Raw genomic sequence first — 25,308 nt, forward strand, 5'->3', positions numbered from 1 at the left:
CGCGCGAGGCGGGCCGTCCTCAGGGCTGGGCCGGGGGCGGCGCGGGGGTCGCGTGCGGGCTGGGCTGGGGGCCGAAGTGGCCGTAGTCCATGCCCGAGAAGAACGACTTCGCCTGCGAAGGGTCGGGCCGGCCGGCCTGGGGGCCGTAGGGGTTGGAGGCCGGGGCCTGGAGCTGGTCGCGCAGGGCGGTCAGCATGGGGTACAGCTGCTGGTAGGCGGCCTGCTGGTCGGGCGTCTCGGCCACGCCGAAGCGCAGGTTGAAGCTGTTCATGAAGGCCAGCAGGCGGCCGAGAGTCGTGCTGGGGTATTTCTCCAGGCCCTTCAGGAACTGGGCGGTGGAGGGGGCCTTGAGCATCTTCGTGAGGCCGTAGAGGGCCTTCAGGTAGGCGTCGGCCTCGTCCCGATCCTTCGCGCCGGCGGGGAGCGCGGCGTCGACCTTGGCGTGGAGGGCCTCGATCTTCGCGCGGCACTCCGCGAGCGTCTCGGGCGAGACGCCGTCGGCGCCGTCCGATTCCTTGCGGGCCTTCGCGACCGTCGCGCGGAGCGCGTCGCGCTCGGGCTTGAAGGCCGGGTTCGTCAGCAGGGCGTCGGGGACGCCGTTGGCGCTCAGGTCGTCCAGGCTGGTGGCGATCATGTTCGCCGCGTAGCGGAACACGATGTTTTTCACGAGCTCGCTCTCCACGGGCTGCGGGGCGCCCTGGACGGCCTGGTAGGGGACCTGGGGGTTCGAAAGGTCGTCGAGGACCGCGTTCAGCGCGTCGCCCGTCTGGACGTCGTGCTGCGAGGGGTTGTCGTGGATCCGCCGGTAGGTCGTCTCGCCCGAGGCGGACGCCTCCTTCTGGTTCGCCTCGGAGCGGGCATAGTACGTCTTGGCGTTGTTCTTGTTCACTTCATACAGGTACTGATTGACCTGCATGGCGGTGTCCGCGTTGATCGAGCGGGCCTCCGCCGTCTGCTCGTTGTAGGCCCCGGCGCCGGCGGCGTAGACCCCCATCCCGCGAGCCTGGCTGCCGGCGACCGTGCTGCCCCCGCCCCAGCCGCCCCAACCTCCGTACCCGGACGGATAGCGATACTGGGCCTGGGCCTGCGCCCCGAGAACGACGAACGCCGCGGCCAGAAGCGCGGCCCGACCGAGATGACCAAGCATGGGGAAGCTCCCTGTTGAGAAGGCGAGGGCCGGATCTCGGCGCAGGCGGGGCCGTCGGGGGCGAGGCCCCCCCGAGGTTCGCGGCGAGGCCCAGCTCGACGACGTCGGCCCGCGCCTCGATCGCACCGTCCGCATCGACGGCGTCAATGACAAGAAATTAATTAACAGGGATATGCGGCTTTAGCAAACTTTTAATCGTCGATTTCGCGAGGCGGCCCGCTCGCCCGCCCGGAGGGGGCGACGGAGACGCGAGGAAGCGAGGGCGTTCGCGACCGCCCGATCTCTCCGATGGGGCTCGTGCTCGTCCCCCCCTCATCCGGCCCTTCGGGCCACCTTCCCCCCGCCGGGGGGGAAGGGGTTCTTGGCCGACGCCCGCGTGTCACTCGGCGGCTTGCATCTTCACCAGGCCGAGGTCGATGTACTGTCCGCCCTGGGTCTGGCGGCAATGGACGGCCACGACGTTCTTGCCCGGCTTGAGGGCCTTGAGGGCCTCGGGGCTGATGCGCGTCGGGCGGTACTCGCTGGTGTAGCCGCTCAGGCGGGCGGCGGGGACGCCGTTGAACGAGACCTCGGCGTCCTCGTCGTGGTGGATGTACAGCCGCAGGTCGTCGCCCGCCTCGATCGCCGCCTGGGGGACGTCGATCTCGCGGCGGAGCCAGATCCGGGGGCCGTCCCAGACGGTGTTCACGGCCGCGCCGGGGGTGCCCCGGGTGCCGAAGCCGCTCTGGCCCTGCTTCCAGTCGCGGTCGTCGTAGTCGGCCGCGGTCCAGTTGCCCGGCGGGGGCTGGAGCACGTACTTCCACGTCGCCGGCGCGTCCTGCGCGGTGGGGACGAGCGCGACCACCTCGCGGCGGACCGGCATGGGCGCCCACTCCTCGCCCAGGTCCTTGGCGTCGGCGCGGGCCAGCTCCAGGCAGCTCTCCCAGTAGGGGAGGCCGTCGGTCAGGGCGCGGATGAAGATCCCGCCGATGACCGGCCGGGCGCGGAAGCCGGCCTCCTTGGCGCTGTCGGTCCAGTACCAGTCGGTGAACGGCACCCGGTCGGGCGTGGCGTTCAGGAACTTGTGCATGGGGGCGATGAACTTGACGAACGTCGCCTTGTCGGGCGCCAGCGAGGCCGTCCAGGCGAGCCAGTCGCTCTTGGTGAACGCCTTGCGGTTGTCCAGCGGCAGGCCGTACTCGTTGAACTTCGTCGCGTAGAACTTCAGCTCCTTGGCGGCGACCTCGGGGGGGAAGACGTCCAGACCCAGGATCTTGTCCCAGATCAGGTTGTACTTCTGGCTCCAGCTCTCCTGGGGGTCGAACGTCAGGCGGTAGTGGTCGCCGGCGTCGGCCATCTCCATCCACTTCCGCGCCAGCTCTTTGGCCCGGTCGGTGTAGTGCCGGGCGACGTCGTCCTCGCCGCGCATCGAGGCCATGCGGCCGAAGGCGGCCATGCCGAGGATCGCCTTGACCGAGAGGTTGGCGTTGCGCGCCAGGTGGCCGGAGAAGTCGTCGGTGCAGAGCTGGTTCGCCGGGTCGAAGCCCTCGCGCTCGCAGTATTCGGCCCACTTGGTCAGCTCGGGCCAGTACTTGCCGGCGAAGTCGGCGTTCTTCTCGACGTGGGCGATGGCCGCGAGCATCAGCAGCATGTTGCCGCTCTCCTCGACGGGCATCTGGTTCTCCTCGGTCCGCTCGCCGCCGCCGTAGACCTGCCCGGTCGCGGCGGGGTACGTCCCCAGGTCGTGCGGGGCGAACGGCCAGCTCCAGCGCGGGGAGGCCGCGTAGTCGAGCACCGGCACCAGCGACGCCTTCGCCAGCACCGGGCTGAACAGGATCAGGTGCGGGAACTGCGGGTAGATCACGTCGACCGTGCCGATGCAGCCGTTCGACGAGTTCTCCTTCGAGAACCAGAGCGGCATCCCCCTGGCGTCGGCGACGAGGGTCGCCCCGGCGAGCGACTGCCGATGCGCCAGCGCGCCCATCTCGGCGTACTCCTTGCCGCCCAGCTCCGTCAGCACCTCGACGAACCGCTTGTCGAAGCCGTCGCAGTACTGGTCGTAGACGGCCTTGCGCAGGTGGTGCTTGAGCAGGAGCGCCGTGAACGGCGGCTGCTTGCCCTTCTCGCGCGCCTTGTGCTTCCAGTAGCCGACGAGCCACTCGTCCATGTAGTCGATGGCGTAATCGTCGTCGTAGGCGATCAGGGCGAACGTCTCGGCGGCCTTGCCGGGCTCGACCGACCCCAGCGCCGTCACCAGGGCGATCCCCGGCGCGCCGTCCTCGACCTTGCGGGGCATGGCGTCGTCGTCCTTGCCGGGGAGGCCGCCGTCCTTCGCGAAGGCCTCGGCCAGCGTCGCCCCGGGCGCGGCGGCGAGGATCGTGCGGGGCTGGCCGGAGGCCAGATACAGCGAGCCCCAGTCGATCCGCACGCCGTCCCCCCGGCGCTGGAGGGTCGGCTGCTCCTGCGAGCCGATCTTGACCGCCTTGACCGAGCCCAGCTCCTCGCGGCCCCAGACCACCGCCTGGTCGGGCGTGTTCACGGCCAGCAGTCCCGAAGCGCCGAGGAACACGGAGACCTCGTGCGACTTGTCGTCGCGGGCCTCGACCTTCCACGAGACGTACGTCACCGGGCTGGCCAGCATCTCCAGGTTGTACGGCACCGCCAGGCCGAGGAACGTCAGCTCGACGTCCACCTCGTCCGACCGGAATTTGGCGATCGTCCGCGTCGGCCGGACCTCGATCGACGCCTGCTCCATCGCCGGCAGGGCCTTGGGCTCGGCCCCCAGGATGCGGAGGGTCTTGCCGTCGACCCGGACCAGGCCGGTCAGCGGGTGGGGCGTCCCGGTCCAGTGCCGGGTGGTCGCGTCGGTCAGCTTGTCGGCGGGCGACCAGACGCTGAAATAAGGGTCGTGGGCGATCAAGGGGACCGAAGGCGGCCGAAAGGCCTTCGGCTCGTCCGCCCGCGCGGCGACCGCGCCGGCGAGCGTCGTCGCCAGCCCGGCGAAGGCCGCGAGGGCTCGGGAGTGGTTCTTCATGAGGTCCTCGAAGGGGGAGAAAGCTCCGGGTGAATCCCCGATGATACAGCGATCTCCCCCCGGACGGCAGGCGCGAGGCGTTCTCCGCCTCGGACGGCAAGGCGACGTCCGGCCTCGGGCGAGCTTTCGCGAAGCCTCGTCCGGGGGGGCGGGCCCCGTCCGGGCGGTCGGGCCTGGACTATTTCGGCGACACCGTGATGTGGTACGTGAAGTGGAAGTCGCCGAAAAACTCGCTGTGCACGGTGTACTCGAGCGTGTGCCGGCCCACGGGCAAGGGATGGTAGACCGACCCGATCCCGGTGACCCAGAGGGCCGCCGCGGCGCCGTTGGCTTGGGTTTGCGCGTAGACGATCGGCTCGTCGAAGTAGATGGGGCCGAACTGGTATCGCTCCAGCTCGTCGCCCGTACCGTCCAGCAGCACTCGGCCGTCGAGGACGGTGTGGACCTCGGCGGTCCCGATGATCTCTTCGAGGAGGGGAGCCAGCGCGGCGGGATCGTCGTCCGGCACATTCGGGTCGGCGTACCTCTCGCCGTAGACGAAGAACGGCGCGGCCACGAACGGCGTCCCCGGTCGCAGGGTGACGTCGAACTCGGGCGTCGGGTCGGAGAACGAGCCCGGGAGCAGCCGCACGCGGCCGACCGAGCCGCTCAGGCCCGTCTCCCCGCCCAGCCCCGTCGCCAGGGCGAATTGGGTCTGCAGCACGTTCCACCCTTCGAACGACCTGCCGAACGCGTGCGACTGCGGAGGCGTCAACGGCGATCCTCCGCCCTGCCCGAAGGAGGGCGAGGGCGCCAGCAGATGGCACCAGAGCGAAACCAACAGGATCGCCGCGGGAATCCTCAGCATGCGATTCATCGGATACCTCCTTAGGATCTTGTCACTCGCCTCATCGAGATAGCAGGCCGCTGCTTCGGAAGCCTGACGCCGCGATGTCGAGTCGAGCGCGGTCGCCGCCTTGCCCCTGCTTCGGCGGCCGGATCGATGCGCCGTTCGACGTCAAATTGAAAACATATCGCAGCGCTGTGGATGAAATTGACCGAAACGGCCGGGAAACGCAACAAGCATCCCCGCGCCGGGCCTCTTTCTCCACCGACTCCCCCCGCCGCCGTCTCTTCAACCGCCGATCGTCTCAATCCCCGGGCCCGGCATGCTTCATCAGGCGGCCGGACCGACTTGTTTTCGACAGGCCTTCGGACTCGTCCGCCGCGGTGCCATCGACGTCCGCAAATCGGACGACCGGGACGGGAGAATCGAGTTCGTCCTCAATCGCGCACGGAGAACGCGGACTGGTCGTCCAGGTGGTCGTTGAAGGAGAAAACTCGCGGCGGGATGGTCGAGGGGCGGCCGGCTTCCGTGATCTCGGAGCCGGCGTGATCTCGAACTCGGAGCAGGTCGCCGGTTTCGCGAAAGGTCCTGGCGACGTCTCGGAACAGGCTGCCGGCCGATCGTCCCATCGTCGTCCGGAACGCGCGGTAGGCCTCGGGCGGCCGGGGGCCGAGCGACCGCACCTCCTCGGCGCGGGCCCGGACGAACCGGCGAATATCGCCCGCATCCGGAACGTCTCCCCTGCGGCGGATCCGACCATCCCGCGAGCCTGGAGGGGCCGGCCCGATGCTTCCACGCCGATTCACCACCCGTCGCCTGATGGCCCTGATCCTCGCGTTCGCGGCGGTCCTCGGCCTGGCGATCCCGGCGGCCGAGGTCTATCGGACGAAGGAGTACCACGTCCACGTCGGCGTCGACCCGAAGGGGCCCAACGTGGCGAGTTGGGGCGGGATCGAGCCCCCGTTCTGGCCCCGCTATCTCAAGCGGCTCGCCGGACGGCCCTGGCGCGGGGTGGGCCCCTGCGGCTTCGCGACGGGATTCGAGGTCGACCATTGCGAATTCGCCCACCCCGAGATGCGGGTGGAGTTCGGCGGGCGGGCCGCCTACCAGTTCAGCGGCGAGCACGCGAAGCGACTTGAGGAGATCGGGCGGGTGCGGGGGCGCCGGGTGACTGTCCCCTAAACGTCGTGACGCCGCGATCGGCCGTGGATGCGGAACTCGGGATCGACGCCCGAGGGTGTGATCCGATGCGATGATCACGGGCCGGCGTCGCGGTAGAGTGATTTTCGCAGAAGGCAGCGGCAGCAGACCCACCGCAACACCAAGGGAGGAAGGGATGGGCCAAATCCCGACCGGGACCGAACTCGCACGGCCGTTCCTGCCGGCGAAGGACCACGACCTGTCGAAGGCTTTCTACGAAGCGCTAGGCTTCCCGAAGCTGCTCGACGGGGAGGTGGCGATCTTCGCCGCCGGTTCCGGCGGCTTCGTACTCCAGCGCTACTACCAGAAGGAATGGGCCGAGAACACGATGATGCAGCTGATGGTCGATGACCTCGACGCCTGGTGGGCGCACATCGTCGGGCTTGACTTGCCCGGCCAATTCGGCGTCCAGGCCCCTCGCCCGCCGGCCGTACAGCCGTGGGGCCTCCGCGTCGCTTATGTCTTCGACCCGGCCGGGGTGCTCTGGCACGTTTGTGAGCGGCGCTCCGACGCGGTTCAGGACTGAGCGACTGTCCCATTAGACGGTGTTACGAACTTTAGGGCCTATGGCCACGTAGTTTCGGGCATGACGAACCATCGCAAACCCTACGACTCCGACGTCAGCGACGCCGAATGGGACTTCGTGGCCCCCTACCTGACCCTGTTGACCGATCACGCCGGCCAGCGTCGGCACGACCTCCGCGAGGTGTTCAACGCCCTCCGGTGGCTGGTGCGGACCGGCTCGCCCTGGCGGCTGATGCCCCACGACCTGCCGCCCTGGCACACGGTCTACGACCAGGCCCGACAATAGATGGCGGCCGGCTGCTTCGAGGCGATCGTCCACGACCTCCGGGCCCTGCTGCGCATCGCCGACGGCCGCCGGTCCGGCCCGGCCATGGTATGGACTTCGCACTCCCGAATGGCGTGCTCCACGGCCTCAAGATCAAGAACGTTTGAGGCGTACTTGGGAAGTTGGTCACCCTTGCGAGAGCGATCCAATTCTTCACCCGTCGTGTTCATCGCGTTGATTGCCGTGGTTGCGGCTGTCGCCCTCCCTCTGGGTCTCCTCGCAACCTTCGTCCTCTTCCCGATCCTGTTGCCACTGCAGGCGAGCCGATCCCTGCCCGTGGAGGAAGGTCGGGCCAAGCTCTCAACCCTCCTCTCACGATACTTCGGCCTGAAACTGAGAGAGGGTGACAGGGTTGTCGCCGCATACGAGGAAAGTGACGGCGTCCACGGCGACGGAACACTTTGGTTCCATGTCCAGATGAAGCCTCGAACGGCGATCCCGTTTGCGGAGGCCCTAGTGCGACGCGCTGGTTCCAATCCGCGAACATCGAGCGTCAAGGCAGTAGCGGCATCTGCCAGGGATGGATGGGAAAATCGTCCGAAGTGGTGGGATCCTGCCGCCCGCCCGGATGTGATGGCTTATGAAATAGTCCTCCACGACAATCTATTTATTGCGGCTTCCGATGATGCTAGCGAATTTTTTCTTTGCAGGCTGAATGAGTAGCCTGCAAGTGCCGGGGACAGGTCAGACGGACGGCCCGCGACTACTAGAGCCTGGCCTCGACCCTGGAGGGACTGCATTGCGTCGCCTTCAGCATCCTCATGCTCCACAACGCCGCCCCCATCTTTGCAGCGTTGAGTTCGTAACACCCTCTAGTTCGTTACGTCGTCGTTGGCCATGGATAGTGGATGCGGTCGAGCGCCCCGTTCGACCGCCGGGTGCCACGGGTTCTGTGAACCCGTGGATCGGCGGCGGGCCGCTCCCGGGCCGTCGCCGAGATCCCCGGCCGGTCCACGGGTTCGGAGAACCCGTGGCACCCGAAGGGCTTCCGTCCCATCTCGGTGGTTTCGCGTGAGTCAGTGTCTCCGTTTTCCCCGATCCCGGACCATGGTCAACCTGGGGGATGCCGCGCGCCTTGCGATTTCCGACGCCGCGCCCGGACCCGCCGCACCGAGACGATTCGCCTCCGCCCGGACGACCGAAATCCATCGAAAGCGCGCCGAACGAACCCAATTCCTGGTCCGAAAAAACGATGTTAACAGATTGCTGCCAAAGGAGAAACGCCGATCGGGTTCGTTTCCGAGCCGCGCGAACGAACCCAATCCTCGGGAGCGTCGACCCTCGCGAGGCGTCGACGCGGCTTCATGGCGAAAGCGCGCCGAACGAACCCAATTTTCGGGGGCTGGGACGCAGGTCAAGGCCTTGCTGGGGCGTGGTTTGCGTCGATTGGCTTCGTTTCCGGGGCCGACGAACGAACCCAATCCGGGGACCGGGGCCGTCGCGGGCCCACGCGAGGCCTTCGGACTTTCCTTGGAGGAGGGCGCGCGCCTAAGCTGGACTGGGGAAGTTTCCCGTCATCTCCAACGTCTCGATCAAGCATCGCAAGGCCGGACCATGATCCACAAGTTCATCGCCGTCGCCGCAACGGTCGGGCTGGTCGGCGTCGCCGCCGCGGTCGGGGCCCAGGACAAGCCGGGGTCGGGCAAGGACCCGCAGCTCGGCCGGGCGTTCCGCGTGCCGTATCGGCTGACGGACACGAACCACTTCCTGGTCCGCGTCCGGATCAACGGCAAGGGGCCGTTCAACTTCCTGGTCGACTCCGGCGCCCCGGCGCTCTACGTGGCGACCGAGACCGCCGCCAAGATCGGCATCGCCCCGCCCGAGAAGGGCTTCTGGACGCCCATCGACAGCCTGGAGATCGAGGGGGGCGCCCGGCTGGAGAAGGTCAAGGGCCGCGTGGAGGACCCGTTCCAGCTCGTTGGCATGAACGCCCTGGGGCTGCCGGGGGCGTCGATCGACGGCATCCTCGGGTTCACGATCCTCGCCCGGTTCAAGCTCGACATCGACCTGACGCGGGACCGGATGACCTGGACCCGGCTCGACTTCGCCCCCCCCGATCCCCCCGTGCCGACCGACGAGGACCGCAAGAACCCGCCGGCCGAGATGCAGCTCATGAACGCCCTGGGGCCCGTCGCCAAGGGCCTGGCGTTCCTGATCGGCAAGCAGCCCGAGGAGCAGGTCGCGGCTCGGGGCTTCCTCGGCCTGGAGTGGGACGAGGCCGGCGACGCGAAGGCCGTACGGATCGTCCGCGTCCTCCCCGAGTCCCCCGCCGCGGCGGCCGGGGTGGCCGTCGGCGATACGCTCGTCCGCATCGACGGGAAGCCCGTCGGCGGCCTCAGGTCGGCCCGCGAGGCCCTGGCCGGGCTCCGACAGGGGCGGGCGGTGGAGCTTGTGGTTCGGCGTGGGGACGAGGAGAAGACGCTCAAGGCCACGGCGGGCGAGGGGCTGTAGGCTTTAGCGGAAGAAGAACAGGCCGTCGCGAATCGTCCTTCCCCCCTGGTGGGGGAAGGTGGCCGGAGGCCGGATGAGGGGGAGACGAGCACGAACACCGTCGCGTCCTCGCATCGTCCGCCTTGATGGCCCCCCTCATCGACCGCTTCGCGATCCTTCCCCCACCAGGGGGGAAGGGAAGATTATCGACCGGGAAGGCAGGTTCTCATGCACGACGAACGACCCTCGAAGCCCCGGATGCTCCGCACGCTGCTGGTCCTGACGGCGGCGGCCCTCGCGGGCGCCTCGCTGTGGCTCGGGCCGGCGCCGGCGGAGGAGGCGGGATCGAAGGCCACAGCCACGGCGCGGTTCACGATGCTGCCGTCGAACCACATGGTGCTGAGGGCGATGCTCAACGGCAAGGGGCCGTACCGCCTGATCTTCGACCTGGGCGCGCCGATCACCCTGCTGAGCAACAAGGCCGCCGAAGGGTCCGGCACGGTCGATGCGAACGCCCCCAAGTCGTTCCTGTTCTCGATGCGCGGCGAGGCCGAGGTGGCGAAGCTCCAGGTGGGGAGCCTGACGGCCGAGAAGCTCCCCGTCGTCGTCTTCGACCACCCGGCGCTCGGCGTGTTGAGCCAGGTGCTGGGCGAGCCGATCGACGGCATCATCGGCTTCACGTTCTTCGCGCGGTATCGGACGACGATCGACTACCAGAAGGACGAGATGACCTTCACGCCGGTCGACTTCTCCGTCCGCGACCTGATGAAGGACCTGCCCGACCGGATCGCCGGGCCCAAGGTCGCCCGCCAGCGGGTGCTCGCCCCCGGCGGCCTCTGGGGCCTGCGGCTGGGCGCGGCCGAGCCCGACGGCAAGGGCGTCCGGGTCGCGTCGGTCGTCCCCGACTCCCCCGCGGCGCTCGCGGGACTGGCCGCCGGCGACGTGCTGACCGCCGTCGACGAGCGCTGGACCGCGTCCGTCGAGGACGTCTACGCCGCCGCCTCGGGCGTCGAGCCCGGCCGCGAGGCCCCCGTCGCCGTCCTTCGCGAAGGCAAGGAACAGACCCTCACCGTCCGCCCCGCCGACGGGGCCTGAACCCACCACCGGAGATCCCCGCCATGACTTCGCGACCCTGGACGCCCCGCCTGGCGCCGACGACGGCCCTGGTCCTGACCCTGACCCTCGCCGGCTGCGAGGAGCCGCGCCACGTGGGGGGCGGCAAGAAGAACGCCGTGGCCCACGGCCCCGGCGCGTCGGCCGAGAAGAAGGAGCCCGAGTTCATAGTCGGCAAGCGCACCCAGGACATCAAGCGCATGGAGCCCGAGGTCGCCGCCGGCGCCGACGTGATCGTGAAGCCCAAGATCACCGCCAAGGACCCGATCACCCTGCAGGGCAACGCCTACGTCACGATGATCGGCCAGACCTCGATCCTCCAGATCCAGCACGCCATGAACCTCTACCAGGCGGCCAACGACCGCCTCCCCAAGGACTTCGACGAGTTCATGGCCGAGATCATCCGCGCCAACAACATCGCCCTCCCCAAGCTCCCCCACTATCAGGAATACGGCTACGACGAGAAGGAGCACCGGCTCGTCATCCTGGAGTACCCCGACCGCAAGAACCCCTGATGCGGAGGGCGGAGCCTCGCCCATGACCCGCGAACGCCCGCCGATCCAGGTCCCCGCGACGCCGGAGTACGTGCTGGCGACGCTCCAGGACCAGCATCGGCACCTGGCCGGGATCTACGAAGCCGATGCGGACGCCGTCCTCACGGCCGAAATGTCCATCATTCACTGGTGCGCGGTCATGGACCTGGGGGACGACTGGCGGCGGCTCTCCTGGGCTCTGGACGACGCTTGGAAGCTCGGCCGGTCGCGGGCCGAGTGGAAGGCCGTCCTCGAACCGACGAGCAAGCGCACCCTCGGCGGGCTCTGCGCGTTCATCGCCGCCTCGGGCGCGACGCGGCCCGTGATCGAGCCCTTCGGCTTCCTCGGCGTCCGCCCCTGCCGCGCCGCGGGGGCGTTCCTGGCCGTCCGCTCGGCCCTCCGCGAGGCCGACGCGATCGCCCCCGAGACGCCCCTGGGACCTTTCCTCCAACGGCACGTCCGCGCCTTCGGCTTCTCGCCGATCCCATTCCTCGCCCCAGGGGCGCTGCCGCCCCTGAGCGTGGACCTGCCGCCGGGAGGAGCGCCCCTGGCGGGCTTCGCCCTTGGATCCCTGCTCGCCTCCGCCGTCGGCTACGCCGGCTTCAGGCTCACCGCGATCCCGCTCTTCCAGCCGATCCTGATCATCTCCGCCACGCTGTTCTTGATGTCATTCCTCGCCCTCGGCAGCGTCCTGCAGAGTCATCGGCCCAACTATGAACTCGGCGACCTGCGGACGTTCAAGGACCTCGCCCGGGCGCTCGCCGCGGGAGCGGGGACGAACTGACGCCAAGCGTCCTTCTCCCCTGGTGGGAGAAGGTGGCCCGAAGGGCCGGATGAGGGGGACCATCAAGGCGACGTCGCCAGGAGCCGAGGCCATGCCTGACCACACCGATCGAGTTCAGGACGATCCGGGCCTTATCGAGGGCCGGATCTATCCCGCCCGGCGGCTCCGTCGCGAGATGACCAAGCCTGAGTTAAAGCTTTGGCTCGCCCTGCGAGGTCGTCGCTGCGCCGGGCTCAAGTTCCGCCGTCAAGTGCCGATGGGCCCGTTCTTCCTGGACTTCTTCGAAGCGGCCCACAAGCTGGCCGTCGAGGTCGACGGGCGCAGCCACGACGACCGCGGCGCGTACGATCGCGCCCGCCAGCTTGAACTGGAACGGCGAGGCTTGACCGTGCTGCGGATTTCGAATGACGAGGTGCTGGAGGATGTCGAGAGGGTCGTCGACGGGATCGTCGCCTTGACTCACCGCTTGGCTCAAGGCGGAGGGAGATAGCGCGGGCATCACCCCCGCTGCGTCGGCCGCCTGCTGGTCGCCTTGGTGATCCCCCTCATCCGGCCCTGCGGGCCACCTTCTCCCACCAGGGGAGAAGGACGATTCGCGACGGCATCTCACCGCGAAAGCCACTTCACCGCGGCGGCGACGTGGGTGACGGCCTGGTCGACCTCGTCCTCGGTGGTGAAGGCGCCGAGGCTGAAGCGGACGGACGAGCGCAGGCAATCGGCGGGGACGCCCATCGCGACGAGGGTCGGCGAGGGCTGCGTGGAGCCGCTCGCGCAGGCCGAGCCGAGCGAGACGGCCACGCCGGCCAGGTCGAGCTGCATGAGGAGCGCGTCGCCGTCGACCCGGAGGAAGCCCAGGTTCACCGTCTGCGGCAGCCTCTTCGACGGGTCGACCGGGCCGTTGGGGAGGATGCGGTCGGGGCCGACCGCGGCGTAAAGGCCGTCGATCAGGCGTCGGGTGAGCCGTCGCCAGAGTGAAGTCCGGGCCTGGTATTCGCGTCGCCAGAGGTCGAGCGCCGTCGCGAAGCCCACGGCCAGGGGGACGGCGATCGTCCCCGGACGTCGGCCCTGCTGCTGGCCGCCGCCGTAGAGGCGGGGCGTGAGCCGGACGCCCCGGCGCACCAGGAGCACGCCCGAGCCGGCGGGGCCGTGGAACTTGTGGCCGCTGGCCGCCAGCGTGGCGACCCCCAGCGCGGCGAAGTCCACCGGGATCCGCCCCACGGCCTGCACCGCGTCGGTGTGGACCGGCACGCCCCGCGCGGCGGCGAGGTCCGCCAGCTTCGCGACGGGCTGGATCGCGCCGGTCTCGTTGTTGGCGAGCATCAACGTCGCCAGCCTCGTCCGCTCGTAGAAGAGGGCCGCCATCCGGTCGACGTCGACGACCCCCTCGGCGTCCACCGGCGCGACGTCGGCGACGAAGCCCCGGGCCTCCAGGTGGGCGACGAACTCGTTGACCGCCGGGTGCTCGATCGGCGAGGTCGCGATCCGGCCCGGCGGCGAGGTCCCGTCGACCGACAGGCCGAACACGGCCAGGTTGTTGGACTCGGTCCCGCCGGACGTGAAGACGACCTCGTCCGGCCGCGCGCCGAGGATCTCGGCGACGAGTTCCGTCGCCTCCTCGAACGCCCGACGCGCCCGACGCCCGGCCGAGTGCCGGCTCTCGGCGTTGCCGGCGACCAGGAAGTACGGGCTCATCGCCTCCAGCACCCGGGGGTCCAGGGCCGTGGTCGCGTTGTGGTCCAGGTAGATCGTGGTGGCGTTCATGGGCGGTGGAGGGGAGGCTCCCTGGGGCCCGGGGCGTCCGTCCCGATTCTACCCCAGGCTCCGCATGGTCAACAGCAGGCCGACGAGGAAGATCGGGATCCCGATCAGGAAGAACGGCCCCGCCCCCAGGGCCATGCCGACGACCATCAGCGTGAAGCCCACCGCCACGCCCGTCAGCCGGCCCAGCAGCGCCATCACGCCGAAGACCAGCCGGAACGGGAACGTCAGGATCGACCAGGCCGCCCCGAACAGGAAGCCCAACGTCGCCGCCACCGGATTCCTCCTCGCCCGAACCTCGAAGCGCGGGGCCGCCTCCCACGCGCCGGCCGTCGGATGGGGCCGGAACGCCCGGGTTCGCAGGCGCGGTCGGTCGGACTGGGCTTGCCTCATGAACGCGACTCGGTTAAATACTGCCCGTTTTCCGGGGCATGGGACCGGCGGCTCGGCGTCGATGCACGCAGGCGCGACGAGGGGCGGGAGAAGGACGGCGAACCGCCGCTTCTCTCCCCAGGTATCGACGCGAGACGCCGAAAGTCTTCATCCGCCGGGAAAGTCTCTTCGCACCCACACTTGGAATTATTGCGGACGACCGGGTTTTGACAAGACGGCCCGCGCATGCGTGGAGGTCGACGGGACGTCGGCCGCAGTCCGCGTGCGACGGGGGTGGCAGGGAGGCCGAGTCGTGCGTCAAGCGTTGCTGGTGATCGTGCTCGTGGGGGCGGCTTTCGGGGGCGGGGCGCTGGTGAGCGGCCCCGGCTTCCGGTTCGCCCAGGAGCACCTGCTGGATTACATGGGGCTGCAGGACGGCGGCGAGATCGACGCGCTCGACCTGGCCCCCCCGCCGGACGCCGCGGCCCCGACGCCCGGGCCGCTCGTCGGGGCCGCCGCCGTCGCCGCGTCCAAACCCACGCCCGAGACGCCCGCCCCGGCCCCGTCCTCCCCGCCCGCTCCGGCGCCGGCGCCCAGGCCGACCGAGCCGTTCGCGGAAACCCAGGCGTCGCAAGCGGCTGCGACGCCGGCTCCGGCCCCCGAGCCGGCCAAGGCCGAGCCGCCTGCGCTGCTGGGGGCCCTCTCGGCCATGCTCCCCCAGGCGCCCGCTCCCGGCTCGACCCCCGCCGGATCGACCCGCCCGGCGTCCGAGGCCCCGGCCCCGGCCCCGGCCCCGGCCCCGCTCGACCCCGGCGTCGCCCCGTCGGCCCTCGCCCCGCCGGAGGCCGCCCCGGCCCCCGGCCCCGCCGGGACGGGGGGCGACTGGGCCGAGGTCCGCCGCAAGCTGGCCGCCGCCGGCGTCGGCCGCTACACCATCGAGGGCGAGCCCGGCGGCCGGGTCGTCTTCGCCTGCCTGATCCCGGTCGCCGGCAAGCAGGCCGTCTCCCAGCGGTTCGAGGCCGAGGCCGCCGACGAGTTCCAGGCGGCCCAGGCCGTGTTGAAAAGAATCAACCTGTGGCGGGCCTCGCATCCCGCGGCCCCCGACTCCCCCTGACCCCGATCTCCGGAAAGGAGGCGGCCGGGGTCCGGCGATCGACCGGGCCCCTATAATGGAATCGGTGAAGAACTTGGTAAGATCGACGCCGCGAGGAAGTCGGCGTCGTCCGATGAAAGACTGTCGCCTCGCGCGACGTTGAGATGCAGTCGACCGAAGGTCGGAAAGGTTCGGGCCGTCCATGGCCGAGGGTGCGAGGCTCCTCTTGATCGTGACGGGCAGTACGCTGCGGGCCGAGGAGATGGATCGGCCGCTGGCCTACTACCTGAAGCAACGCGTCGAGGAGGCGCTGGCCGTATCCCCCGACGACGACCTGGCCGACTTCCAGGTGCAGGTGATCGCCGATTTCCGCTGGCTCCACGACGACGCCCTCCAGGGCATGGCCACGATCTCCCTGGGGGGGCCGGGCGTCAACGAGCTGGCCCACCGCTGGCTGGAGGAGGTCCCGGTCGCCCTCGCGGTGAACGAACGCTACTTTATCCAGATGGACCCCGAGCTGGCCGACGCCCACGCCAGCGTCTGGGGCATGGACAACCCGACGACCCAGATCGCGGTCTCCGTGTTCCTCGACCGGTTCCTCCCCCGGTTCCTGGAACGTTGTGCGACGATCCCCCCGGCCCCCCTCGATCTCGACGACGAGGCGGAATCGGGACCCGAGGACGACTGACGGATCGCAGTCCCCCGGTCCGGATCGACTCGACTCGACTCGCAGCCCGGCGTGCCCCTCCCGGCCCGCCGTTTCTCTCTCCCGACCGCCGCGCCGACTTCTTCCCCCTCTCCCCTCCCGTCGGCGCGGGGGCCTGCACGAACGGATTCGAATTCGGTTTCGGTGCAACTCGATCGACTTGGTCGCGAACCTCGTACGCAATCGACGGTCGGAGTCCAGGATCTCGGTAGGAGGAGACGCCCGGTCTTCTCGGCGTCCCCGCGCGGAAAGGCGCGTGGTCCGCCGCGGAATCCGGCGATCGACAGGTACGCCATGGATGGCGGACGGTTCGTTCCAATCCCAGGGAAGGACGGGTGGATCATGCGGCATTCGACGCGATCGCACGGCCGGGGCGGGGGGATCCGAGGCGTCCTGCGGGCGGCGGGGCTCGCCGGCCTGCTGACGGCGACGGCCCTGACAGGCGCGACGGCCGCCGCCGACGACGGCGGGGAGGCGTCGATCGGCCAGCCCAACCGGGTCACGCTGGAACGCCGCTCCGCCCGGCGGGACCGGGGGGCGTGGGTCGTCGACTATCAGATCAAGAACGAGACCTCGGCGGGCCTGATCGTGGCCCCCTCGGAGATCGAGGCGCGGTCCGAGGGCTGGGTGTCGAACTCGCGGGTCCCCGGCCACGCGGCCCCGCGGCGGGCGGTCGTGACGGTGAAGGCGGCCGAGAAGGCGACGGCCGACGCCGACGTCATCCCCGCGTCCGACGACGCGGCGCGCTGCCGCGAGCGGCTTTCGCTGGCGATCTGGAGCGACGACCAGGCGCCCGAGCCCTCGGCCCGGCCCGCCGAGGCGGTCGCGCCGATCAGCCTGGCCCCGGGCGCGACCGGCCTGGTCCGGCTCCGGTTCGCCCACCAGCACGTCGTCCACGGCGAGTACGACCCGCTCCTGGGCGTGCGGGCCGTGGCCGTCCGCATCGGCCAGGAGACGTTCCATGACGTCGTGCCGCTCGACCGTGAGCCCGGCCCCGCCCACCCCCCGGCCGGCTGGCCCGAACCCCCCGCCGACCGCCGCGACGCCGCCCGGTTCGTCTCCGCGCCGGACAGCCTGCACCTGGAGGCGCACGTCCCCGGCCGGCAGTACTACCGCTTCGACGAGCGGCCGGTCCGCCACGGGGCCCGGATGCGGCTGAGCTTCTGGTACCTCGTCGCCAACGGGACCGCCGGCGAGTGCCGCGTCCGCCTGGCCCAGTACCGCGACACCCCCACCTCGCACCGCGTCCTCCCCGCCGGCGGGATCGATCGCGAGCTGGACGCCGTCGGCCGCTGGACCCGCGTCGAGACCCTCGTCCGCATCGAGGACGAGGCGACCAGCGTCGGGCTCGACTTCCGGGTCTCCAGCGACGCCAACCTCGGCGAGATGTGGATCGACGACGTCGCCCTGGAGCCGCTCGACGCCGAGGCCCTGGCCCAGGGGCCCTGAGCGGTCGTGGACGCGGCGCGGGGATTTGGGGTAAGCTTGACGGGGGCCGGCTCGCGGGCCGGCAAGGCCCGGCCGGCCCCGATCCGCCATCATCCGCACCGGCAAGGGACCCCAGGATGCTTCGTCGACTCTGCATCGGGCTGATCGCCCTGGCGACGCTCTGCGCCGCCGGCGCGGAGGTCCGGGCCCAGGACCGCTTCTACGTCGTCGTCTTCGGCGCCCAGCCGCATCCGAAGCAGCTCCGGCGCACGCACGCCTGGGCCACGTTCGTGCGGGTGTCGGGCGACCCGGCCGATCCCAACGCCCCCTGCTGGCAGCACACGATCAGCTGGCTGCCGGCGACGCTGGAGATCCGCCCCCTGGCGGCCCACCCCGAGCCGGGGGTCAACCTGGACCTGGACCGGACGCTCGCCGTGATGCGGGACTACGGCGCGCACACCACGGCCTGGGGGCCGATCGAGATCGGCCCCGACCTCTACAACCGGTCGCTGGCGGTGAAGGCGAGGCTCGAATCCGGCCAGGTCGGGTATCGGGCCCTCACCAGCGACTGCGACCTCCTGATGGACGACTGCAACCACGCGGTCGCGTCCGCCGGCCCGGAGTTCGGCCGCCACAACAGCCCGCTGTTCCGAGCGGGCAAGCCCGCCGGCCGCCGCCTGGCCCGCCAGGTGGCGCGACGGGGCGAGGTCGGCCCCGGGGGCGCGGACGCCTCGTGGCTCCTCGCCCGCCTCGGGCTCCCCCGGCAGGGCGTCGAGGTGGTCTCGCCCTAGGACGCCGCCCGGTCTTCGGCCTCGTCCCCGGGTGCCGCGCCGGGTCGGATCGTGGGGTATGCTTGGGGCGAGCCGGCTTGTGGGCCCGCGCAGGCCCCGCCGGCCTCGTTCCCCCTCCGTCCGCTCCGGGAAGGGCCCAGGATGGCTGCTCGTCGACACCGATCCCGACTCCGCGTCGGGGTGCTGATCCTGGCCGCGGCCTGCGGCCTCGTCGCCGGCGCCGCGACGGAGGCCCGGGCCCAGGACCGCTTCTTCGTCGTCATCTTCGGCTCCCAGTCCCGGCCGAAGCAGTTGCGGCTGACCCATACCTGGGCCACGTTCGTCCGGGTCTCGGGCGAGTCGGCCGACCCGAACACGGCGGAGGCCTACCAGCACACGATCAGCTGGCTGCCGGCCACGCTGGACGTCCGGGTCTGGGCCGCGCGGCCGGAGCCGGGGACCAACCTGGACCTGGACCGATCGCTCGCCTACGTGCAGGGGAACGGCGAGCACGTCACGGCCTGGGGGCCGTTCGAGATCCGGCCCGACGCCTACGCCCGGTCGCTGGAGATCCTGTCCCTGCTGGAATCGGGCCAGGTCGAGTATCGCGCCGTCAGCACCCGATACAACCTCCTGATCAGCGACTGCATCCACGCCGTGGCCGCCGTCGACCCGCAGTTCGGCCGCGGCCACTACCCGCTGATCCGCGTGGGCAAGCCCGCGAGCCGCTACATCGCCCGCCAGTTGATCCGGCGGAGCGATTTCGACCAGACCCGCGTGCACGCCTCGTGGCTGGTCGCCCGCCTCGGCCTGGTCGAGCGGGGCGTCGAGATGGTCTCGCCCCAGGCCATCCCCCCCCACCCCTGCGCCCTCTGCCTCATCCCGGAGCACGGGGCGGGAGGCGGCTGAGGTTCGACCGCGGGCCGGCCGTCCCCCCTCCACGCCGCATCGGGCCTCCGCCCGTCGGTCGCGCCGTCACTTCCCGGCGGCGGGGGCGGCGAGGCTGCCGAGGAGCAGCTGGAACTCGGCGTGGGCGAGCAGGTCCTTGAAGGCGGGGTCGGCCTTCACGTCGGCGTCGAGCTTGGGGTCGGCGTCGAGGGCCTCGCGGAGCAGGAGGACGGCGGCGGAGAGCCCCTTGCGTTCGAGGTCGTCGCGGCGGGGGCGGTCGAGCTTCTCGTCGGCCCGGGCCTGGGACGCCATGCGGGCCAGCAGCCTGGCTGCGGCGACGCAGCCGGGGGCGTGGTCGACGGCCTCGCGGGGGATCTCCAGGGCGACCCGGCGGGCGTCGTCGTACGCGGCCAGCTTCAGGTCGACGTCGGCGAGCGCCTCGCGGGCCTCGGTCAGCAGGGCGCGGTAGGTGGGGTTCCGGCCCGAGGTCAGCTCGACGGCCTGCCTGTCGTGGGCGACGGCCTCTTCGAGCGGCGTGCGGGCGTCCTCGGGCCGGGTCGCGGCGGCGGCCTGCTTGGCCAGCATATAGCCCAGGTAGAAGCGCTTCTCGGGGGCGGCGGGGGCCTTGGCGACCAGCCCCTTCATCCCCTCGACGGCCTGCGCGAACAGGGGGGCGGCCTCGGCGGCGGCGCCCCGGGCCTGGAGCGACTCGGCCAGGGTGGAGCGGGCGACGGCCAGCGACTCCACGTCCTCGTCGGCCGGCGGCTCGCGCCGGGCCAGCTGCTCGGAGATCGCCAGCGCGCGGCGGATCGGCCCCTCGGCGTCGCCCCCCTTGGCGGCGCCCTGGCGGGTGCTCCCCAGGTTGCTCAGGACGATGGAGGTCTCGCGCTGGACCTGCACCGGCGGCCCGCCCGGCGCGGCGGCGGCGAGGGCGTCGAGCGCGGCGAGGGCGTCGACGAACGCCTTCTCGGCCTCATCGAGCCGGCCGGCGGCGACCTTCTGGTTCCCCAGGCTGGTCAGGCAGCGGGCCAGCTCGAGCCGATAGGCGGCGTTGGCGGGATGCTCGGTCGTCAGCTTCGCGAGGAGTTCCAGGGCCGCGAGGTAGGAAGGCTCGGCGCCGGGCCGGCCGGCGGCGTCGAGGGCCTCGCCCAGGCGGCGGAGGTAGGTGGCCTGGAAGTGGCGGTGGCGGGGGACGTCGGGCCGCTCGGCGACGAGCGTCGCGTTCAGGTCGCGCGCCTTCTCGATCTCGGCGACGGCCTCGTCGATCCGCCCCCGCTTCAGTTGCAGGTAGCCGAGGTTGAAGTGGCACTTCGCCAGGTCGAACCGCACCTGGAGGTCCTCGGGCGAGCGGGCGGCGAGATCCGTGTTCAGCTCGACGGCCTTCTTCAGGATCGGCTCGGCCTCGCGGACGCGGGCCAGGTCGACGAGGACGCCGCCGTAGTTGGTCGCGGCGGCGGCCAGGTCGCGGGCGTACTCGGGGCGGTCGGGGTAGTCCTCGGCGAGCCGCGAGGCCTCGCGCCAGCCGCGGCCCCAGAGGGACTCGGCCTCGTCGAACCGGGAGGCGTCGTAGGCGAACCAGCCCAGCTCGGCGCAGGCCTGGCAGAGGGCCTCGCGATAGCGCGGGATCGTGGGATATTCGGCGACCAGGCCGTCGAGCAGGTCGTAGCCCCGGCGCGAGGCGGCCTCGGCCGCCCCCAGGTCGCCGGCCTCGCGGTCGCAACGGGCCAGGAAGTCCTCGGACCGGGCCAGCTCGCCGCGGACCTCGGGCGAGTCGGGGGCGTCGACGCGGGCCTTCTCCAGCAGGTCGCGGGCCTCGGCGTAGGCGGGGCGGGCGGCGGCCAGGTCCCCCTTGCGGCGGAGGAGCTGCCCCCGGGCCCGGAGGACGCGGGCGAGCAGGCGGCGGTCGTCGGCCGCGGCGCCGTCGGGGAGGGCCAGGGGCCGCGCCAGGTCCTCGGCCGAGTCGAGCAGGGCGGCGGCCTCGTCGAACCGGTCGCGGCGGAAGAGGGCCTCGGCGAACCGCGCCCGGGTCGAGGCCAGCTCGCGGCGGGCCTCGGGCTCGCTGCGATGGGCTTCGACGAGCGGCCCGAGCCGGTCCAGGCTGCGGCGGTAGGCGCGCTCGGCGTCCTCGAACCGGCCGAACTTGGCGTAGACGTCGGCCATGCGGCGGAGCATCCGGCCGTGCTCCAGGCGGACGGCCGGCGCGTCGTCGTCCCCCTTCGTGCGGCCCTCGTAGAAGGCCACGGTCTTCTCCAGGAACTCCTTCTGGAGCGGGTCGAGCCGGTCTTCCAGCCAGCTCTCGCCGACCCTGGCGTACATGTCGTCGACGGTCTGGCGGGCCACCGCCCCCTGGGCCTCGGCCTCGTCCCGCCAGCGGTTGACGACCACCGCGCCGACGCCCGAGGCGATCGTGGAGACCGTCAGCAGGACGGTCGCCGCGGCCACCGCCGTGCGATGCTTGCGCGCCCAGCGCGCGGCGCGTCGGCTCCAGGGCTCGACGTAGGCCGAGACCGGCTCGTCGGCCAGGTGGCGCTGCACGTCCTTCGCCAGCTCGCCGGCGGTCGGGTAGCGGTCGGCCCGGTCCTTCGCGATCGCCTTCAGGCAGACGGCCTGGAGGTCGGGCGGGGTCGCGGGGTTGTGCGAGCGGGGCGGGGCGGGGGGGTCCTCGATCACCTTCTTGAGGATCTCGGCGGTGCGCCTCGCCAGGAACGGGGGCTGGCCGGCGAGGATCTCGTACAGGATGGCGCCCAGGCCGTAGACGTCGGTGCGGACGTCGACGAGGTCGTGGCGGCCCCGGGCCTGCTCGGGGGCCATGTACGCGGGCGTCCCCAGGAGCTGGCCCTGCAGGGTCCCTTCGGGCCCCGCGCCCGACTCCTTCGCCGGCGGGGCGTCGGCGCTCGGGGGCGGGGGGGCCGCCGCGGTGGGCGCGCCCGCGATCGTCTCGGGCCCGCCCGTCGGGGCGTCGCCCCCCGTCCGGCCGAAGGCCTGGGTGGACAGGTCCTCCTCGCCGACGGCGACGGTCGCGGCGTCGAAGTCGGGCGGGGCCTCGACGCCCGTCGGGCCGCCCTCGCCGTCGCCATCGTCGCCGAACTGCTTGGCCAGGCCCCAGTCCAGGACGATGACCTCGCCGAAGTCCCCCAGGACGACGTTCTGGCCCTTCAGGTCGCGGTGCAGGATCTTCCGCGAGTGGGCGTAGTCGATCGCCTGGCAGACCGAGACGAAGGCGGTCAGCAGCCGCATCAGGTCCACGTCGGACTCGGTCCCGGCGGCCCTCGCCTTGTGGTAGGCGCGGGTGGCCTCGCTGAGCGTGCGGCCCTTCACGAACCGCATCGTGTAGTAGGGGGACGAGCCGCCCCCCATCTCGTACACCGGGACGACGCCGGGGTGCTCCAGCCGGGCCGTGACCTTCGCCTCGTACAGGAACCGCGACCAGACCACCGAGTCGCCGGCCGACTCCGGGCGCAGCTCCTTCAGGGCGATCTCGCGGCCGAGCGCCGCGTCGCGCGCCTTCCAGACCTGGCCCATGCCCCCCTTGGCGTGGAGCTGGGTCAGGGCGTACCGCTGGTCGCGCGAATCGTCGCCCTCGCCCTTGTCCAGGGTCGAGATCAGGACGTGCCCCGCCGGCGCGCCGACGGTCTCCTCGACGGGCCCCGAAGGGCCGAGGGCCCGGGGCACCGCGCCCCGCAGGACGTCGAGCGAGCGGCCGTCGACCGTCGCCGCCAGGGTCGCCGCGACGTCGCCGCCGTGGCGGGCCAGGTTCTCCTCGACGAGCCGCTCGACGGCCCGCTTCTGCTCGTCGGTCAGCGCGGCCGACGCCGCCGGGGCCTCGCCCACGCCGACGGTCCGGCCCTCGTCGAGCCCGGCGCAGGTCTCGGCGAACTGGTCGGCGTCGATGGCCCCGGTCTGAAACGCGATCAGGCCGAACAGCAGGTCGCGATCCCCGTCCATCCCCACCTCGCACGCCAGGGTGCCGCGTCCGGGGCCGCGCCGGGAACGTCCGGGGGCCCGCCTCCATCGACGCATGAACCAACGCCGCATTCTACAATCGTCCCCACCCGCGCGAGTAGCACATTCTCGACCGATTCGCAGCGAAGGGACCGGCCCGCCGGCCTCCCCGCAAGCAGGATCGCCCGCGTGCGGCCGCCCGCCTCCGCAATCGGCGCGTCGCCGTGGGGAAACACGGAATTCCTTCGGCCTGGCAATAACAAGTGGGGGGTTGACGATCCGATATATCCATCATAACAATAGCTCTATCCAGGTCGTCGTTCGTGGGCGGAAATCGGTCGGAGTCGGCGAGGGTTCGCTCTCGCCCTGACTCCCGTCCCCGCAAGCGAACGGCCTCGGGGCGTCTCGAACGCGGGAAATCCCGCGAATTTCGACCTCCCCGCGCCCGGTCGCCCCGTCCCGAGCCCGGAAGCCGCGCGTTCCGATGCGGATTCCAAACCCGTCCTCTTCCGGGGACGGCCAATTATTAATAATCCATAATACGCCGTTTGTTGAGCAATTGCTGAGCGTCGATTCTCGTTGCGGGATCGTCGCGTCCCTCGGTGCGTCCGCGATTCGTCGTCAGGAAGAGTGTCCGAGGGTCGAGCGTCGGCGATCCACGGCCTCGGGCTTGGTCCCGGGGGCCTGGCCGCCCGCGTCCTCTCATGATGTGTCCGTGATCGAGAGTCATCCAGTTCATCGGAAGGTCCGCCCCGAATCGCGACGTCCGCGCGGGGGGCCTTCAAGGAGAAGCCATGTCAGCGTCGAAGCGTTCGGGGTTCACCCTCATCGAACTCCTGGTGGTCATCGCCATCATCGCGGTCCTCATCGCCCTCTTGCTGCCGGCCGTGCAGTCGGCCCGCGAGGCCGCCCGCCGGGCCCAGTGCACCAACAACCTGAAGCAGATCGGCCTGGCCTGCCACAACTTCGAGTCCGCGAACTCGAAGTTCCCGGACGGCGTCGGGCCGGTGCCGACGGCGACCGGCGTGGGCCCGTACATCCGGTCCTCGGTCCAGGCGCTCATCCTGCCGTACCTGGAGCAGGCCAGCCTGTTCTCGACGTTCAACCTGGGGCTGGACGTCAACAACTCGGGCGAGAACGAGACGGCCCGGTGTCAGCTGATCGGTGCGTTCATCTGCCCGTCCGACTCGTCCTCGACCCGGATGCCGGGGAGCACGGTCTTCGCGGGGAGCACGGGCCAAATCGGTTACTCGAACTACTTCGCGAGCCTCGGGGCCACCGCGGCCCAGCTCCACGACACGGCCACCGCCACGGCCGAGACGAACTCGGCGACCCTGGGCATTTTCAACTTCAAGATGAACCTGACGGGCACGCTGGCGACCAACCCCAAGTTCCGTTCGGTCGAGAGCATCGTGACGATCGCCTCGGTGACCGACGGCACCTCGAACACGTCGCTCTTCTCGGAGATCCGGCGGTCGCCGTTGCCGGTCAGCCCCGCGATGAACCCGCTGGACAAGAACCAGGTGCACCGCCTGTCGGCCTGGGATCGGACCGTCGACAACTACGTCCCCCGGGTCCCCGAGTGCGACACCACCGTGTCGCCGACACCGCTCCAGTATCGCGGGCAGCAGTATTATCGCGGCCAGCAGTTCACGGCCAACTACAACCACACCGTCACGCCCAACTACAAGGGGTTCGACTGCATGGACTCCGCCTTCGGGGTCGGCCACATCGCCGCGAGGAGCTACCACTCCGGCGGCGTGAACGTGGCGATGGCCGACGGCTCGGTCCGGTTCGTCAAGGACTCGGTGAACCTGCAGGCCTGGCGCGGGCTCGGGACCCGGGCCGGCGGCGAGATCATCAGCGCCGACGCGCTCTGATCGCCGCGGCTCGCCGCGACGTCGACCGCGCGCCGGCCCCGCCGGCGCGCGGCCCCGATCCCCCCACCCACCTTGATCGATCGAGAGAACGCCGGATGACGAAGTCCCTGACCGCCGCGTGGATGCTCGGCCTCGCCGCCTGCCTCGGGGCCGCCGGCTGCGGCGGCGACCCGAACCCGCCGAACTCGCCCGAGCTGTATCAGAACAACGTGCTGTCCGAAGTCGGCGACATGTACAACACCTACTTCATCCAGTTCAAGAAGCCCCCGCAGGGCGTCAAGGACCTGGCCATGTTCGCCGAGGGGCTCCCCACCGGCGTCGGCGCGGTGCGTCGGGGCGAGGTCGTCGTGCTCTGGGGCGTCGACCCGGTCGACCCGGCCGCGACCGACCCGGCCGGCGACGAGATCCTCGCCTACCTGAAGGAAGTCCCCGACGCCGGCGGCCCCGTCATCACCCGGAACCTCAAGGTCAAGCCCCTGACCGCCGCCGAGTTCCAGGCCGCCCCCAAGGCCGCCGGCAAGGCCGAGGATCCGTCCGCCAAGTCGTCCAAGGCGCGCTGAGGCGGCCCCACGGCG

At 71.1% G+C, this 25,308-nt stretch carries 22 protein-coding genes and 1 pseudogene; 16 read left to right on the forward strand and 7 right to left on the reverse strand.

Features of this window, described 5'->3' with window-relative positions:
- Positions 1-19: 19 nt before the first annotated feature.
- The 4 genes from G6O68_RS09155 to G6O68_RS09170 all read right to left on the reverse strand — a co-directional run bounded on the left by G6O68_RS09155 (position 20) and on the right by G6O68_RS09170 (position 5,669).
- On the reverse strand, positions 20-1,147 hold the full coding sequence (locus G6O68_RS09155; RefSeq protein WP_165246854.1) for a hypothetical protein: 1,128 nt from the start codon (positions 1,145-1,147) through the stop codon (positions 20-22).
- Positions 1,148-1,526: 379 nt separating this feature from the next.
- A complete protein-coding gene (locus G6O68_RS09160; protein WP_165246856.1) occupies positions 1,527-4,160 on the reverse strand; it encodes a glutaminase domain-containing protein in 2,634 nt (877 codons plus the stop codon).
- Positions 4,161-4,338: 178 nt separating this feature from the next.
- On the reverse strand, positions 4,339-5,016 hold the full coding sequence (locus tag G6O68_RS09165) for a hypothetical protein (protein WP_165246858.1): 678 nt from the start codon (positions 5,014-5,016) through the stop codon (positions 4,339-4,341).
- A 407-nt stretch (positions 5,017-5,423) separates the two neighbouring features.
- A complete protein-coding gene (locus G6O68_RS09170; protein ID WP_165246860.1) occupies positions 5,424-5,669 on the reverse strand; it encodes a hypothetical protein in 246 nt (81 codons plus the stop codon).
- Positions 5,670-5,772: 103 nt separating this feature from the next.
- Between G6O68_RS09170 and G6O68_RS09175 the strand changes: the two genes are divergently transcribed.
- From G6O68_RS09175 to G6O68_RS09215, 9 genes and pseudogenes are all read left to right on the forward strand, one after another.
- A complete protein-coding gene (locus tag G6O68_RS09175) occupies positions 5,773-6,168 on the forward strand; it encodes a hypothetical protein (protein WP_165246862.1) in 396 nt (131 codons plus the stop codon).
- Positions 6,169-6,322: 154 nt separating this feature from the next.
- Positions 6,323-6,712, forward strand: a complete 390-nt coding sequence (locus tag G6O68_RS09180) for a VOC family protein (RefSeq protein ID WP_165246864.1) — start codon at positions 6,323-6,325, stop codon at positions 6,710-6,712.
- 60 nt (positions 6,713-6,772) lie between these two features.
- Positions 6,773-7,087, forward strand: a pseudogene (locus tag G6O68_RS09185) (transposase); the annotation flags it as partial.
- A gap of 111 nt (positions 7,088-7,198) precedes the next feature.
- Positions 7,199-7,699 (forward strand): hypothetical protein, encoded by a 501-nt coding sequence (locus tag G6O68_RS09190; protein ID WP_165246868.1) that lies wholly within the window; start codon positions 7,199-7,201, stop codon positions 7,697-7,699.
- A gap of 891 nt (positions 7,700-8,590) precedes the next feature.
- Positions 8,591-9,487: a PDZ domain-containing protein gene (locus G6O68_RS09195; protein ID WP_165246870.1), complete on the forward strand. Its 897-nt coding sequence runs from the start codon at positions 8,591-8,593 to the stop codon at positions 9,485-9,487.
- Between the two features lie 207 nt (positions 9,488-9,694).
- On the forward strand, positions 9,695-10,561 hold the full coding sequence (locus G6O68_RS09200) for a PDZ domain-containing protein (protein WP_240911105.1): 867 nt from the start codon (positions 9,695-9,697) through the stop codon (positions 10,559-10,561).
- Positions 10,562-10,584: 23 nt separating this feature from the next.
- A complete protein-coding gene (locus G6O68_RS09205) occupies positions 10,585-11,094 on the forward strand; it encodes a hypothetical protein (RefSeq protein ID WP_165246872.1) in 510 nt (169 codons plus the stop codon).
- Positions 11,095-11,116: 22 nt separating this feature from the next.
- On the forward strand, positions 11,117-11,896 hold the full coding sequence (locus tag G6O68_RS09210; RefSeq protein WP_165246874.1) for a hypothetical protein: 780 nt from the start codon (positions 11,117-11,119) through the stop codon (positions 11,894-11,896).
- A 145-nt stretch (positions 11,897-12,041) separates the two neighbouring features.
- Positions 12,042-12,386, forward strand: a complete 345-nt coding sequence (locus tag G6O68_RS09215; RefSeq protein WP_390625362.1) for an endonuclease domain-containing protein — start codon at positions 12,042-12,044, stop codon at positions 12,384-12,386.
- A gap of 116 nt (positions 12,387-12,502) precedes the next feature.
- Here the strand turns inward: G6O68_RS09215 and G6O68_RS09220 are convergent, their stop codons facing one another.
- Both G6O68_RS09220 and G6O68_RS09225 read right to left on the reverse strand, forming a co-directional pair.
- Positions 12,503-13,657 (reverse strand): cysteine desulfurase family protein, encoded by a 1,155-nt coding sequence (locus tag G6O68_RS09220; protein WP_165246878.1) that lies wholly within the window; start codon positions 13,655-13,657, stop codon positions 12,503-12,505.
- Positions 13,658-13,705: 48 nt separating this feature from the next.
- On the reverse strand, positions 13,706-13,930 hold the full coding sequence (locus tag G6O68_RS09225; protein WP_240911106.1) for a hypothetical protein: 225 nt from the start codon (positions 13,928-13,930) through the stop codon (positions 13,706-13,708).
- A 409-nt stretch (positions 13,931-14,339) separates the two neighbouring features.
- Between G6O68_RS09225 and G6O68_RS09230 the strand changes: the two genes are divergently transcribed.
- The 5 genes from G6O68_RS09230 to G6O68_RS09250 all read left to right on the forward strand — a co-directional run bounded on the left by G6O68_RS09230 (position 14,340) and on the right by G6O68_RS09250 (position 18,932).
- A complete protein-coding gene (locus G6O68_RS09230; RefSeq protein ID WP_165246880.1) occupies positions 14,340-15,140 on the forward strand; it encodes a hypothetical protein in 801 nt (266 codons plus the stop codon).
- 181 nt (positions 15,141-15,321) lie between these two features.
- Positions 15,322-15,807, forward strand: a complete 486-nt coding sequence (locus G6O68_RS09235) for a hypothetical protein (protein ID WP_206108058.1) — start codon at positions 15,322-15,324, stop codon at positions 15,805-15,807.
- A 360-nt stretch (positions 15,808-16,167) separates the two neighbouring features.
- The gene (locus G6O68_RS09240; protein ID WP_165246883.1) at positions 16,168-17,274 is read left to right on the forward strand and encodes a hypothetical protein; all 1,107 of its coding nucleotides are present in this window, start codon (positions 16,168-16,170) and stop codon (positions 17,272-17,274) included.
- 116 nt (positions 17,275-17,390) lie between these two features.
- Positions 17,391-18,044 carry a hypothetical protein gene (locus G6O68_RS09245; protein WP_165246885.1) on the forward strand — a complete coding sequence of 218 codons (654 nt, stop codon included), beginning with the start codon at positions 17,391-17,393 and terminating at the stop codon, positions 18,042-18,044.
- A 141-nt stretch (positions 18,045-18,185) separates the two neighbouring features.
- Complete coding sequence (locus G6O68_RS09250; RefSeq protein WP_165246887.1) at positions 18,186-18,932, forward strand: hypothetical protein; 747 nt, start codon at positions 18,186-18,188, stop codon at positions 18,930-18,932.
- 66 nt (positions 18,933-18,998) lie between these two features.
- Here the strand turns inward: G6O68_RS09250 and G6O68_RS09255 are convergent, their stop codons facing one another.
- Complete coding sequence (locus G6O68_RS09255; protein ID WP_165246889.1) at positions 18,999-22,856, reverse strand: serine/threonine-protein kinase; 3,858 nt, start codon at positions 22,854-22,856, stop codon at positions 18,999-19,001.
- A gap of 791 nt (positions 22,857-23,647) precedes the next feature.
- On the opposite strand from G6O68_RS09255, the gene G6O68_RS09260 reads away from it, so the two are divergent.
- Together G6O68_RS09260 and G6O68_RS09265 are read left to right on the forward strand one after the other, a co-directional pair.
- Positions 23,648-24,733 carry a DUF1559 domain-containing protein gene (locus G6O68_RS09260; RefSeq protein WP_165246891.1) on the forward strand — a complete coding sequence of 362 codons (1,086 nt, stop codon included), beginning with the start codon at positions 23,648-23,650 and terminating at the stop codon, positions 24,731-24,733.
- A 95-nt stretch (positions 24,734-24,828) separates the two neighbouring features.
- Positions 24,829-25,293, forward strand: coding sequence for a hypothetical protein (locus G6O68_RS09265; protein ID WP_165246893.1), 465 nt, complete (start codon positions 24,829-24,831; stop codon positions 25,291-25,293).
- The last annotated feature ends 15 nt before the right edge of the window (positions 25,294-25,308 follow it).

It is taken from the genome of Paludisphaera soli (genome assembly GCF_011064595.1).
In the GTDB taxonomy this organism is placed as follows: Bacteria; Planctomycetota; Planctomycetia; order Isosphaerales; family Isosphaeraceae; genus Paludisphaera; species Paludisphaera soli.